This is a genomic window from Haloferax sp. SDI50, from assembly GCF_059802635.1.
Genome location: NZ_JBPULL010000003.1, coordinates 335,148 through 348,391 on the forward strand (window position 1 = coordinate 335,148; position 13,244 = coordinate 348,391).

The window sequence follows — 13,244 nt, forward strand, 5'->3', positions numbered from 1 at the left end:
CGTTCGGCCCTGAGCCCCCGGTTCGGTCCCTCAGTCGAGTCGCGGTCGGACCTCGTCGCCGAGTCGGCGGACGGACTCGACCATCCGGTCGGTGCCGATGCCGGGGTGGTAGGTGCGGAAGATGAAGTGGATGTCGTCGCCGAGCGCGTCGCGGTAGCGGTCGAGCTCCGCGACCACGTCGTCGGGCGTGCCAAAGATGGCCTGTGCTTTGAGCTCCGCCCGGCGCTCGTCGGACAGTTCGGAGACCTCGTCGCCGGAGAATATCTCGGCGTACCTGCGCTGGAGGTAGAGGTAGCCGTCTCTCATCGCGTCCCACGCCTCGGCCTTCGAGTCACCGACGAAACCGTGCTGGAGGACGTATATCGTGAACTCACCGTCGAGTCCCTCGGCCTCCCGGACGCTCCGAATGTCCTCGACCCGCTTGCGCACGCCGTCGAGGGAGAGCGAGGACGGCGCACACCACGCGTCCGCCGTCCGGGCCGCCCGGCGAACCGCGGGCTTGGCCGCGCCACCGAGCATGAGGGGCACGTCGTGTGCCGGTTTGGGCGTCACGTCGACACCGGTCGCACCCTCGTGAAACGGCGACTCGTGCGCTATCGGACCGTCCGACCACGCGTCGCGGAGGAGGGAGACGGCGTCGGCGAGGCGGTCGACGCGCTCGTCTCGCGGAACGCCGAAGGCGTCGAACTCGCGGGGGTTCGAGCCGATTGCGAGGCCGAGCGTCGTTCGCCCGCCGGAGATGAGGTCGACCGTCGCCGCGTCCTCCGCGAGCCGAATCGGGTCGTACAGCGGCGCGAGCGCGATACACGTCCCGAGTTCGACCGACTCGGTCGCCGCCGCGAGCGCCCCGAGCGCGGGCATCGTCCCCGAGAGGTAGCCGTCCGGCATGAAGTGGTGTTCGGACACCCACGCGCTGTCGAGGCCCGCGTCGTCTATCTCCCGCCCGAGCGTCAGCATCTCGTCGTACAGGTCGGCCATCGCCCGGTCGTCGTCCGGCCGCCGCTGGCAGGTGAACAGCCCCGTCCCGAGTTTCATGACTCTGAGTTCGTACCTTAGCTATTAATAGTTAGGAACACGGAGTTCGTCGGAGATGAGTCCCGACGACTCGGCACCCTCGGATTTGACGACTGCGACCGCGACCGCGACGGAGCCAGCGCCGCCGGCCGCGCGCGTCGACCACGTGGGAATCGCCGTCGAGGACGTCGAGACCGCCGAGCCGACGCTGTTCGCGCTCGGTTGCGAGCGCGTCCACCGCGAGACGGTCGCGGACGGCTCGTTCGAGTGGGCGACCTACGTCCTCGGCGACGCCTCCAGAATCGAACTCGTCGCGCCCGTCGACGGGGAGTCGTTTCTGACGACCTTCCTCGACGAGCACGGCCCCGGTCTCCACCACGTCACGCTGGAGGTGTCGGACATCGACGTGATGGTCGCCGCCCTCGACGCCGCGGGCGAGCGTGTCGTGGGGTACGCGGTGGAAGACGGCTGGACCGAGGCGTTCGTCTCGCCGCGAAACCCGACCGGCGCGCTCTTTCAGTTGATGGAGTACCACGACGACTACGGCGAGAAGGGGACCGACGGCGCGTTGTTCGTCCGCGGCGAGCGGTTAGATTCGTGAGTCTTCGGGTCGGGAAGCCGCCTTACTCCGCGGCCGACTTCGTCTTGATGAGGAACTTCATGTCGCCTTCGAGAACGACCGTACCGTCCTGCTTCGTCATCTCGATTTCGAGGACGACCAAGCCGGCGTCGTCGCGGCTCCCGAGGTCCTTCCGCTCCGAGACGACCATCGTCTGCGAGAGCGTGTCGCCGATGAACACCGGGTTCGGCAGGTCCATGTAGTTCATCCCGAGGAAGGCGATGGCGGTGCGCTCGACGATGCCCGACCGGTACACGAAGCCGGTCGACTGGACGAACGTCATCGGCCCGTGGGCGATTCGCTGGCCGAACTGGGTGTCTTCCGCGTACTCGCTGTTCGTGTGGAGTTCGGTCCAGTCGCCCGAGAGCGCGGAGTGCATCATGAAGTCCGCCTCGGTGACGGTGCGACCGACGCTCTGGAACTCCTTGCCTTCCTCGAAGTCCTCGAAGTAGTGCGGTTCGTAGCTGTATGCCATACCTCACCGTCACCGCCATCAGATAAAGTAGTTTACATACCTATCTTTCCTGACAGTCGATGCCTACTTGGGGAGCGCAGGACGACGTGTGGTCGCATGTCGGAGCAAGACGACTACGCGGAGATACGGGAACGCGCCTCGAACGACCCCTACTGCGGGCGCGTCGGCATCGACCTCGCCGAGGTCGGTGACGGGTACGCGGAGACGACGCTGACCGTGGCCGAAGACCACCTGAACTTCCACGGGACGCCCCACGGGGGCGCGGTGTACAGCCTCGCGGACGCGGCCTTCGCGGCCGCCTCGAACAGCCACGGCGACGCCGCGTTCGCGCTGGAGACGAACATCTCGTACCTCGCGGCCGCCGAGGTGGGCGAGACGCTCCGCGCGGTCGCCCGGGAGACGCACCTCGGGGGACGGACCGCGGAGTACGAGGTCGTCGTCTCCGGCGGGGACGGCGAGCGAATCGCGACCTTTCGGGGGCGCGTCTACAAGCCCGGCGGTCGGTGACGACGCGCGTTACTGGCCGCGGTGGTCGTAGACGCGCTGGACCTTTCCGACCTCGGTGCGCGCGATGTCGCCGTACTCGACGAGGTTCAGTTCGTCGGGCGTAAACGAGAGCACGTTCGAGAGCCGCTTTTGAATCCGCCCTTCGAGGTCCGACAGCGACCCGTCGAACTCCTCGACCAGTTCGACCGTGATTTCGACCCGGTCGAGGCTCCCCTCGCGGCGGAGGTCGATGCGGTAGTGCGGCGCGATTTGGTCGAACTCGAGGACGACCGACTCGACCTCGCTCGGGTAGAAGTTCACGCCGCGGACGATTATCAGGTCGTCCGACCGGCCCGTGATGTTGTCCATGCGGACGCAAGTTCGGCCGCACTCGCAGGTGCCGTAGTCCAGCGTGGTCAGGTCGCCCGTCCGATAGCGGAGAACCGGCAGCGCGTCCTTCGCGAGGGTCGTCAACACGAGTTCGCCCTCCTCGCCCTCCTCGACGGGGTCGCCCGTGTTCGGGTCGACCACCTCGGGGTAGAAGTAGTCCTCCCAGATGTGCAGGCCGTCCTGCGCTTCGCACTCGACGGAGACGCCGGGACCGACGATTTCCGAGAGGCCGTAGATGTCGATGCCGGTCACGCCGAGTCGCGCTTCGATTTCGTTTCGCATCGGTTCGGTGCAGGGCTCCGCGCCGAAGATGACGGTCCGAAGCGGTAGGTCGCGGATGTCGATACCCATGTCGTCTGCGACCTCGGCGAGATAGAGCGCGTACGACGGGGTACACGCGATGACGTCGCTTCCGAGGTCGGAGAGCAGTTCCACCTGTCTTTGGGTGTTGCCGCCGCCGATGGGGATGACCGTCGCGCCGAGTTCCTCGACGCCCTGGTGGAGGCCGAGACCGCCGGTGAACAGGCCGTAGCCGTAGGCGTTCTGAACCACGTCGTCCGGCCCGACGCCGGCCGTGACGAGACACCGCGCGACGGCCTTGCTCCACACGTCGAGGTCCTCGCGGGTGTAGCCGACGATTTTGGGCTTGCCGGTCGTGCCCGACGACGCGTGGACGCGAACCACGTCGTCCATGTCGGCCGCGAACATCCCCGTGGGGTAGTGGTCGCGGAAGTCCTCCTTCGTCGTGAACGGCAGTTTCGACAGGTCTTCGACGCTCTCGATGTCCGCGGGCGAGAGTCCGGCTTCGTCGAACGTCTCGCGGTAGAACTCGACGTTCTCGTACGCGTTCCGAACCGTCTCCCGCAGGCGACCGTCCTGCACCTCGCGAAGCTCCTCCCGCGAGGCGGTCTCCGTGCTATCGAATACCATGTACGCTTGAAGTCGATGATAGAATATGATAAAAATGATGCGGTCGCCCGACCGCACTGCGGGGCGAACCTATTTCGCGAGGGATACGTAATCGACTATCATGCGAGACGCATACATCGTCGGAGCGGGCCAATCGAACTACGGCGCGTTTCCGGACGAGAGCTATCGGTCGCTGTTCGCGACCGCGTTCGAGGAGGCGCTGGGGAGCGCCGACGGCGTCGGGGCGACCGATATCGACGAGGCCGTCGTCGGGTCGCTCGGCGTCGGCGGGCGGCAACTCGGCTTATCGGGCCCGGCCGTGACGGAGCACGTCGGCCTCCACGGCGTCCCTTGTTCCCGAATCGAAAACGCCTGCGCCGCAAGCGGCTACGCGGTCAGACAGGCGGTACAGGCGGTCAAAAGCGGGATGGCGGACGTGGCCCTCGCGGGCGGCTACGAGGTCATGACCGACATGAGCGGCGACGTGGCGAAGTACTGGCTCGGCGTCAGCGGCGAGACGGAGTGGGAGCGGCTCACCGGGACGACGTTCGCGGGCGTCTACGCCCAGATGGCCTCGGCGTACCTCGACGCCTACGACGCCTCGCCGGACCACTTCTCGAAGGTCGCGGTGAAGAACCACGCGAACGGCGCGAAGAACCCGAAGGCGCACCTCGGCTTCGAGTGCTCGCTCGACGACGCGCGGAGCGCCCCCGTCGTGGCCGACCCGCTGAACCTCTATCACTGCTGTCCGACCTCCGACGGCGCGGCCGCGGTTCTCGTCGCCAGCGAGGACGTGGCGAGCACGTGCGACGACGCCGTCCGCGTCGCGGGCGTGGGTGCCGCCTCCGAGCGCGTCGGCCTGTTCCAGCGCGACAGCTACACCGCCGTCGAATCGTCCGAGCGGGCCGCCGGGGCCGCCTACGAGATGGCCGGTCTCGACCCCGACGACGTGGACTTCGCGGAGGTCCACGACTGCTTCGCCATCGCCGAACTGCTGGCGTACGAGGACCTCGGCTTCTGCGAGCGCGGACACGCGCCCGAACTGGTCGACTCGGGCGCGACCGAACTCGGCGGCGACCTGCCCGTCAACCCCTCCGGCGGCCTGAAATCGAAGGGCCACCCCATCGGCACGACGGGCGCGGGGCAGGTCGTCGAGGCGTTCAAACAACTCACCGGGCGGGCCGGTGATCGGCAAGTCGCGGGCGCGAGCGTCGGCCTCACCCACAACGTCGGCGGGTCGGGCGGTGCCGCCGTCGTCCACGTCCTCGAAGGAGGTGCGCTATGAGCGCCGATGGCCCGGCCCGAGCGACCCTCGGAATCGCCGGCGTCGGCGCGTACGTCCCCAGATTCTATCTCCCCGCGTCGGCCTACCGCGAGGCGTGGGACAAAGGCGGCGCGCCGGGCGTCGACCGGGTCGCCGTCGCCGACGCCGACGAAGACACACTGACGATGGCGACCGAGGCGGGCCGGCGCGCACTCGCCGCAGCCGGGGTGGACGCCGGCGACATCGACCACCTCGCCCTTGCGACTACGACGCCGCCGAACGACGAGGAGGAAAGCGCGGTCCGGCTGGCCTCGCTCCTCGGCGTCGAGCCGTCGGTTCCGACCCGGCAGTTCGGCGGGAGCACCCGCGCCGGCGCGGTGGCGCTGGCGGCGACAGTTGGGGAGACAGCGACAGTCGGCCCGAGGCTCGTCGTCGTCGCCGACGGCCCGCGAGGAGCGCCCGAAAGCGACGAGGCGGCCGGTGCCGGAGCGGGGGCGGCCGCGCTCGTCCTCGCCGAAGACGGACCGCTCGTCGTCGACGCCGTGGGCGAGTTCGGTGACCCCGCACCCGGTACGCGGTTCCGAGGGTTCGGGAGCGCCGAGACGGAGTCCATCGGCGTCACGCAGTACGAGCGCGACGCCTACACGCGGGCGGTCGTCGGGGCGGTCGAGGCCCTCGGCATCGACACGGCCGAACTGGACCCCGACGCCGTGGCGCTCACCGCGCCGGACGGGAAACTCCCGTACCGCGCGGCCAACGCGCTCGACGTCGAACCGGCGCGAATCGCGGCCGGGACCGTCGTCTCGCGGACCGGTGACGCCGGGGCCGCCGGGCCGTTTCTCGGACTCGCGTCGGCGCTCGACTCCGCGGGCGACGCGGGAGCCGACGAGTCGGACGGCCGGTCCCCCGCGACCTCGGTACTCCTCGTCGGCTACGGCGGCGGCGCGGGGGCGACCGCGCTCGCGCTCAGCACAGAGGCGACAGACACCAACGCCGCCGCCAGTTCCGTCGTCCCGGTCGAAGCGGCCCTCGACGGCGACGTGGAACTCTCGTACGCGGAGGCGCTCCGGCGGCGCGGGACCATCACCGGTGGGGAGCCGGCTGGCGGCGGTGCGTACGTCAGCGTGCCGACGTGGAAGCGGACGATTCCGCAGCGCCACCGCCTCGTCGCCGGCGAGTGCGCCGAGTGCGGGGCGCTCTCGTTCCCGCCGGAAGGGGCGTGTCCCGACTGCGGGTCGCTCGCGGGCTACGACGACGTGACGCTCCCCGGAACGGGAACCGTCGAGGCCGCAACTGCCATTGGACAGGGTGGCGCGCCGCCGGAGTTCGTCGAGCAACAGCAGCGGGCCGGGTCGTTCCCGGTCGCCGTCGTCGCCTTCGACGGGCCGGGCGGCGAGACCGACGACCGGACCGTGAGCGCGCCCGCGCAGGTCGTCCACTCGCCCGCCGGAACGCCCGCAATCAGCGACCGCGTCGAGACCGTCCCGCGCCGCATCTACGAGCAGGAGGGCGTCGTCAGGTACGGCTTCAAGGTCGTCCCGACCGAGGCGCGGCGGGAGTAATCGGCCGGGACCGCGGGAGCAGAACCGGGTCACCGACACCGAAACGAGGGCAAACGATTATGATGGTTCCCGAACCCCTTTCGGTGATGCAAGTGAGTGTACTCGGCGCGGGAACCATGGGTCACGGCATCGCGCAGGTGGCCGCGATGGCCGGTCACGAGGTGACGATGCGCGACATCGAAGCGGCGTACGTCGACGACGGACTGGAGGCCATCGAGTCGAACCTCCGGGGAGGGGTCGACCGCGACAAGGTGACGCCCGACGAGATGGCGGCGACGCTCGACCGGCTCTCGGGGACGACCTCGCTGGAGGCGGCCGTCACCGACGCCGACCTCGTCGTCGAGGCGGTTCCCGAGGATATGGAACTCAAGCGCGAGACGGTCGCGGAGGTCGAATCCCTCGTCGACGACGACGCCGTCATCGCGTCGAACACGTCGTCGCTCTCCGTGACCGAGATACTGAGCGCCCTCGAACGTCCGGGGCGCGGCCTCGGACTCCACTTCTTCAACCCGGTCCACATCATGGGGCTCGTCGAGGTCGTCGTCGCGGAACAGACGAGCGAATCGACGCTGGCGTTCGCCACCGAGTTCGTCGAGGGCATCGACAAGACGGCCGTCGAGGTCGGTGACTCGCCCGGCTTCGCCTCCTCGCGGCTCGGCGTCGCCCTCGGCGTCGAAGCCATGCGCATGGTGCAGGAGGGCGTCGCGTCGCCCGCGGACATCGACGCCGCGATGGAACTCGGGTACAACCACCCGATGGGCCCGCTCGAACTCGGAGACGCGGTCGGCCTCGACGTTCGCCTCGACATCCTCGAATACCTGCGCGAGGAACTGGGCGAGCGCTTCCGCCCGCCGCAGATTCTCAAGCGAAAGGTCCGCGCCGGCAAGCTCGGCAAGAAGACCGGTGAGGGCTTCTACGTCTGGGAGGACGGCGAAATCGTCGGCGCGTCCGAGGACGTGATGGACCGATGAGCGGTGACGACCCGAGTGCCGACGACCGAGCGACGGGCGACCCCCGAGCGGACGGCGGAACGCCGACCGTCGAGTCGGTCGCCGCCGAGTGCGAGACGGTCGACGCCGTCGTCGACGACCGCGTCGAAGGCGTCGTCACCGTGACGCTGAACCGCCCCGACGCGCGGAACGCGCTCAACGCGACGCTCCGGGCTGAACTCAAGCGCGTCCTCGACGCCATCGAAGAGAGCAGCGCCCGCGTCGTCGTCCTCACCGGCTCCGACGAGGCGAAGGCGTTCGTCGCCGGCGCGGACGTAACGGAGCTCCGCGAGCGCGATATGCTCGAACAGCGCGAGGCGAGTAAGCGACCGCGAGTGTACGAACGCGTCGACGACCTCCGACAGCCGGTCATCGCCCGCGTCAACGGCCACGCCCTCGGCGGCGGTTGCGAACTGATGCAGGCCTGCGACGTTCGCATCGCCCACGAGCGGGCGAAGCTCGGCCAACCCGAAATCAATCTCGGCATCATGCCCGGCGGGGGCGGCACCCAGCGACTCGCGCGTCTCGTCGGCGAGGGACACGCCATGCGACTCGTCCTGACGGGCGAGCTCATCTCCGCCGAGGAGGCCGCGGACATCGGCCTCGTGGAGGAGGTCCACGGCGACGAAACCTTCGACGAGCGGGTGTACGAACTCGCAGAGCTGATGGCGACGAAGAGCCCCGTGGCCCTGGAGTTCGCCAAGAAAGCAGTCAAGGCCGCGTCGCGGACAGACCTCGAACAGGGCATCGAGTACGAGGCGGAGCTGTTCGCCCAACTGTTCGGGTCGCCAGACAAGGACGAGGGTATCGACGCGTTCTTCGAGGACCGCGAACCTGACTGGCACGAGCGTCAGCGATAGGCGTCCTCGCCCGCACGTTCGAGCTGCTCGAACGGCTTCGAAACCGCCGCGACCGTCCGGCGAGAACTCGCATCACAGCCGCGGGCGCTAGTTTCACGCCGTGAACACGACACCGGGAGCGGCCCGCCTACGAGCGAGTCCGAAATCGGGGGCGCAGCAGCGAAAGAGCGTCCGTTCCGCCCTTTCGAACGCGAGACCGTAATCGAGTGGCGCCGCCGCGTCGGCAGTCGCTATCGAGACCGCCTCGCGCCCGAACCGAACACCGAATCTCGAATTACGAATACACGACGGTTTCGGGGCGAACGAAGCCCAGAAACGACGTGTCCGGTCCACAGGGCAGCAGACGGACGGTTCGTCTCCCACGCCACAATCCGTGACAGGTGTACTTCTGTAATTGCTCGCGCCCCCGCCGCGTTAATCTACAATAGTATAATAAGAATATAACCACATTATGTTCGAGTAGTTCGAACAGTAATCGTCGCAGCCGAATCGTCGTCTCAACTCCTCGAAAGCGTGAATCTCCGACTTCGGACGGGAGAGTATTCCTTGAATGAGTTCGAACAGTTCGAACGAACGTTCCGCATCTTCGGTTCGCCGGCGGGACGAGACACCGGGTCAGGAGAAGTTGAGGTTGATTTCGACCTCGTTGGCCGCGCCGAGGAGGAGGTCGGCGAGGTCGCCGGTCAGCCGGTCGCCCCGGAGCCGATTCGAGGGACCCGAGATGCTTATCGCTCCGACGGGGTGGCCCTCGTTGTCGGTGACGGCGACGCCGACGGCGTGGAGTTTCGGGACGATTTCCTCGCGGTTGAGCGCGAACCCGCGCTCGCGAATCGTCGCCAGCTCCTCGAAGAGCGCGTCGGGGTCGGTTATCGTCTGCGGCGTCTTCGCCGGGAGGCCGTGTCGGTCGACGACGTCGCGGACGCGCTCGTCCGGGAACGCCGACAGGATGGCCTTGCCGGCGGCGAGTTGGTGGAGGTACGAGCGCGTCCCCTCCCGGGCCGGCGTCCGCACCGAGTGCGCGCCGGCCGCTCCGTAGAGGTGGAACCCGCGACCCTGCTCTTCCGTGACGCACCACACTTTCTCGCCGGTCTGCCCGGCGAGTTCGTCCAGTTTCGGCTTGGCCACCTCGTACAGCTGGTGCTGGTCGCGCGCGTAGATGCCGAAGTCGAGGAGCCGAAGGCCGACCCGGTAGCCGTCGTCGTCGGGGACGACGAACCCCTCGCGTTCGAGCGTCTTCAGGTGCCGGTGGACCGTGCTCTTGGCCAATCCGAGCTCCGAGGCGAGCCCCGTCGGCCCCATCGGTCCCCCCGATTTGAGCTGTTCGAGGATACCGAGCGACGTGGCGGCCGTCGTCACCGGTCGGCGCTGTTCGTCGTCTGTCATCACCTATCTTCGGTGTTCATTCGTGATAAATCTGTTCGAACAGTTCGAACGTTAGTTCCACCCATTCGAACTCCCTCGACGGCCGCTCGAACCGCGAGTCAGCGATAGAGCAAAGTAGCGTCCGATTGGATAGCGGACGTGCATGATTAAATTGGTAAATATGCTCGTCCGGGACGACGATTACACGCACGAGGAGTTCGTCGAGCGGTGGCGGGGGAGCCACGCGGAACTCGCGAGGGAGCTTCCGGGGCTCGTGAAGTACGCGACGAGCGTCCCGACCGACCCCGAGCGGTCCGAGTACGACGGTATCGTCGAACTCTACTTCGAGGACATGGCCGCTCTGAAGGCGGCGTTCGACTCCGAGGTCGGCCAGCGCGTGAACGCCGACGCGGCGGCGTTCACCGACATGGAACGGGGACCGACGCTCTACGTCGAGGAGACGGTTCATCTCGACAGGTCCTGAATCTATGAACACGAGCGAACGACTCGTCGAGAGCCTCGAACGGCTCGGCGTCGAGCGAATCTTCGGCTACCCCGGCGGCCGCGTCATCGAACTGTTCGACCTGCTGCCCGAGTCGGACATCGACCTCGTGCGCCCCCGCGACGAGCGCGAGGCGAGCGTCATGGCCGAGATGCACGGTCGGTTGACGGGCGAACCGGGCGTCCTCGCCGGACAGGGACCGTGGATAGGAAGCCTCGGCCTCATCGGACAGATGGAGGCGCGCCTCGCCTCGTCGCCGGTGGTCACCATCACCGAGGCCTCCGAGCGCGGGGCCTACTCGACGCTCGCGCCCTACCAGCAGTCCCGCGGCGACTACGGCGGCCTCGAACTCCCGAAGATTCTCGACGCCGTGACGAAGGAACACTGGTTCCCGCGGACCCCGACCGAGACGGTTCGGAGCCTCCAACTCGCGTTCAAACACGCCGTCGCGGGTCGCCCCGGCCCGACGGCGGTCATCCTCGACGGCGACGCCGTCACCGAACCGTTCCCGGACGAGTCCGTACCGCCGGTCTGGGACGACGAGACGCAGACCAGAACGTGGACCGCGGCGCCGACGGCGCGCGACATCGCCGCCGCCGCCGAGGCGCTCGACGCGGCCGAGCGACCGGTCATCGTCTCGGGCAACGGCGTCCACGCGTCGGGCGCGTACGACGAACTCGCGGCGGTCGCCGAGGCCTACGAAGCCGCGGTCGTCTCCTCCTACCTCGGGAAATCGACGTTCCCCGAGACGCACCGCCTCGCCGGCGGCGTCATCGGCTCGTTCGGTCACGAGGGCGCGAACCGACTCGTCAGCGAGGCCGACGCGCTCCTCGTCGTCGGCTGTCGGATGAACCCGATGGACACCAACTGGCAGGCCCCCGACTTCATCCGCCCCGACGAGCAGACGATTATCCACGCCGACATCGACCCGCGAAACGCCGGGTGGGTCTACCCCGCCGACGTGGGGCTCATCGGTGACGCGTCCGAATCGCTGCGCGAACTCGCGGCCGCCGGCGGCTCCGACAACGACTGGGCCGAGGACCGAGCGCGGGAGGCCCGCGAGTCGTTCCACGCGCCCGAATGCGACTCCGACGCCGCGCCAATCCTCCCCCAGCGGGCCGTCAAGGAAATCGAGCGCGTCGTCGACGAGGACACCGTCGTCACCGCCGACTCGGGGAACAACCGCTTTTGGCTGCTCAACTACCTCCAGGTGCCCGCCGTGCAGACGTACTACGGTTCGGGCGGCGTCGGCGGCATGGGGTGGGCGACGCCTGCCGCGGTGTCGGCCGCGCTGGCGACCGACAAGCACGTCGTCGGCGTCGCGGGCGACGGCGGCTTCGCCATGACGATGACGAGCGTCGAGACGGCGGTCGAACACGGCGTCGCACCGACGTTCGTCGTCCTCAACGACACCAGCCTCGGGATGGTCAGACAGATGCAGCACGCGCCCGACGACATCGCGGGCGTCGAGTTCCACGACACGGACTTCGCACGGGTCGCAGAGGCGTTCGGCGCGACGGGCGTCCACGTCGAGACGCCGGACGGCCTCGGTGACGCACTGGCCGACGCGAAGACACACGGCCTCCCGACGGTCATCGACGCCCGCATCGACCGCAGTCAGGACATGGCCGCGACGCTCCAGTCGTCGTTCTACGCGTCGGTCGGGGGGCTCCACGAATAGCGCGCGGTGACGAGTCGGCCGTCGCCGATCCTCTCGGTGGTTCGCTCCCCGGGAAACACTTTTCTCGTGCGCAGGGAGAACTACGATAGCATGTCATCATCGACCGTGATGGTTACGGGCGGGACCGGTTTCATCGGCTCGTACGTCGCGTCGGACCTCGTCGCGGCCGGCCACGACGTGGTCGCCTACGACCGCTCGACAGACCCGCGCATCCTCGACAGACTCGGCGTCGCTGACGACGTGACGATACGCCGCGGCGACGTGACCGACCCGACCGACGTGTTCCGGGCGGTGCGAGAGACCGGCGCGACGCACATCGTCCACCTCGCGGCGCTCCTGACGACGACGGCGCGGGATAACCCGCGGGCCGCGCTCGACGTGAACGTCCAAGGGACGAACAACGTCTTCGAGGCGGCGCGCGCCCTCCCCGAGCAGGTCGAGCGCGTCGCGTGGGCGTCGTCGGCGGCGGTGTACGCCCCGCCCGCGAACTACGGCGGCGACTTCGTGACCGAGTCCGACCTCGTCTACCCCGATACGCTCTACGGGGCGACCAAGGAGTACAACGAGCATCAGGCCCGAGTGTACTACGAGGACTTCGGCGTCTCGCACGTCGCGCTCCGGCCGACGGTCGCCTACGGCCCGTACCGCGAGACCGGCGGGTCCGCGTTCCTCGCGAACATCGTCGAAAAACCGGCGCTCGGCGAGCCCTTCAGCGTTGACTACGGCGACCAAGTCATCGACTGGCAACACGTCCGCGACATCGCGCAGGCGTTCCGCAAGGCGACGTTCGCGCCCGAAGACGACCTCACCCAACGCGTCTACAACGTCCGCGGGGAGTTGGCGACGGTTCGGGAGGCCGCGGAGACGGTCCGGCGACTCCTCCCCGACGCCGACCTCACGGTCTCCGACGAGGGCGAACTCCCGTGGACCCAGGAACTCGACATGACGAAGGCGCAAGCCGACCTCGGCTACGACCCGGAGTACGACCTCGAAGCCGGGTTCCGCGACTACCTCAACGTGCTTCGGAAGGAAAACGGGTTGGAGCCGGTCTGAGCCGAGACCCGACGGGCCAAGGTCCGACCGGCCGAAACGTCGCCGCGGAGCCGGTCACGGCCGCCGAGCGTCGTCGGC

Annotated in this window: 13 protein-coding genes; 9 read left to right on the forward strand and 4 right to left on the reverse strand. The window is 68.4% G+C overall.

Going from position 1 to position 13,244, the window contains the following annotated elements:
• Nucleotides 1-30: 30 nt before the first annotated feature.
• Complete coding sequence (locus ACSR87_RS18585) at nt 31-1,035, reverse strand: LLM class flavin-dependent oxidoreductase (protein WP_498531671.1); 1,005 nt, start codon at nt 1,033-1,035, stop codon at nt 31-33.
• Nucleotides 1,036-1,090: 55 nt separating this feature from the next.
• Here ACSR87_RS18585 and ACSR87_RS18590 point away from each other — a divergent pair, with 55 nt between their 5' ends.
• Nucleotides 1,091-1,615 carry a VOC family protein gene (locus tag ACSR87_RS18590; RefSeq protein ID WP_498531672.1) on the forward strand — a complete coding sequence of 175 codons (525 nt, stop codon included), beginning with the start codon at nt 1,091-1,093 and terminating at the stop codon, nt 1,613-1,615.
• Nucleotides 1,616-1,637: 22 nt separating this feature from the next.
• Here the strand turns inward: ACSR87_RS18590 and ACSR87_RS18595 are convergent, their stop codons facing one another.
• Nucleotides 1,638-2,108, reverse strand: a complete 471-nt coding sequence (locus ACSR87_RS18595; RefSeq protein WP_004040870.1) for a MaoC/PaaZ C-terminal domain-containing protein — start codon at nt 2,106-2,108, stop codon at nt 1,638-1,640.
• Between the two features lie 96 nt (nt 2,109-2,204).
• Here ACSR87_RS18595 and ACSR87_RS18600 point away from each other — a divergent pair, with 96 nt between their 5' ends.
• Nucleotides 2,205-2,615, forward strand: coding sequence for a PaaI family thioesterase (locus ACSR87_RS18600; protein WP_004064410.1), 411 nt, complete (start codon nt 2,205-2,207; stop codon nt 2,613-2,615).
• Between the two features lie 9 nt (nt 2,616-2,624).
• Here ACSR87_RS18600 and paaK read toward each other — a convergent pair whose 3' ends face one another.
• Complete coding sequence (paaK, locus tag ACSR87_RS18605) at nt 2,625-3,914, reverse strand: phenylacetate--CoA ligase PaaK (RefSeq protein WP_498531673.1); 1,290 nt, start codon at nt 3,912-3,914, stop codon at nt 2,625-2,627.
• 100 nt (nt 3,915-4,014) lie between these two features.
• On the opposite strand from paaK, the gene ACSR87_RS18610 reads away from it, so the two are divergent.
• The 4 genes from ACSR87_RS18610 to ACSR87_RS18625 all read left to right on the forward strand — a co-directional run bounded on the left by ACSR87_RS18610 (nt 4,015) and on the right by ACSR87_RS18625 (nt 8,568).
• Nucleotides 4,015-5,178, forward strand: a complete 1,164-nt coding sequence (locus ACSR87_RS18610) for a thiolase C-terminal domain-containing protein (protein ID WP_498531674.1) — start codon at nt 4,015-4,017, stop codon at nt 5,176-5,178.
• The gene (locus ACSR87_RS18615) at nt 5,175-6,719 is read left to right on the forward strand and encodes a zinc ribbon domain-containing protein (RefSeq protein WP_498531675.1); all 1,545 of its coding nucleotides are present in this window, start codon (nt 5,175-5,177) and stop codon (nt 6,717-6,719) included. Before ACSR87_RS18610 ends, ACSR87_RS18615 begins: the two co-directional genes overlap by 4 nt.
• A gap of 86 nt (nt 6,720-6,805) precedes the next feature.
• Nucleotides 6,806-7,690, forward strand: a complete 885-nt coding sequence (locus ACSR87_RS18620; RefSeq protein ID WP_498531676.1) for a 3-hydroxyacyl-CoA dehydrogenase family protein — start codon at nt 6,806-6,808, stop codon at nt 7,688-7,690.
• A complete protein-coding gene (locus ACSR87_RS18625) occupies nt 7,687-8,568 on the forward strand; it encodes an enoyl-CoA hydratase/isomerase family protein (protein WP_498531677.1) in 882 nt (293 codons plus the stop codon). The genes ACSR87_RS18620 and ACSR87_RS18625 overlap by 4 nt, the downstream gene beginning before the upstream one ends.
• A 615-nt stretch (nt 8,569-9,183) precedes the next feature.
• On the opposite strand, the gene ACSR87_RS18630 is transcribed toward ACSR87_RS18625, so the two are convergent.
• Nucleotides 9,184-9,951, reverse strand: coding sequence for an IclR family transcriptional regulator (locus tag ACSR87_RS18630; protein ID WP_498531678.1), 768 nt, complete (start codon nt 9,949-9,951; stop codon nt 9,184-9,186).
• 160 nt (nt 9,952-10,111) lie between these two features.
• On the opposite strand from ACSR87_RS18630, the gene ACSR87_RS18635 reads away from it, so the two are divergent.
• The 3 genes from ACSR87_RS18635 (at nt 10,112) to ACSR87_RS18645 (ending at nt 13,166) form a co-directional block, all read left to right on the forward strand.
• Complete coding sequence (locus tag ACSR87_RS18635) at nt 10,112-10,414, forward strand: EthD family reductase (protein WP_498531697.1); 303 nt, start codon at nt 10,112-10,114, stop codon at nt 10,412-10,414.
• A 4-nt stretch (nt 10,415-10,418) separates the two neighbouring features.
• On the forward strand, nt 10,419-12,113 hold the full coding sequence (locus ACSR87_RS18640; protein WP_498531679.1) for a thiamine pyrophosphate-binding protein: 1,695 nt from the start codon (nt 10,419-10,421) through the stop codon (nt 12,111-12,113).
• A 108-nt stretch (nt 12,114-12,221) separates the two neighbouring features.
• Complete coding sequence (locus ACSR87_RS18645) at nt 12,222-13,166, forward strand: NAD-dependent epimerase/dehydratase family protein (protein WP_498531698.1); 945 nt, start codon at nt 12,222-12,224, stop codon at nt 13,164-13,166.
• Nucleotides 13,167-13,244: the final 78 nt, after the last annotated feature.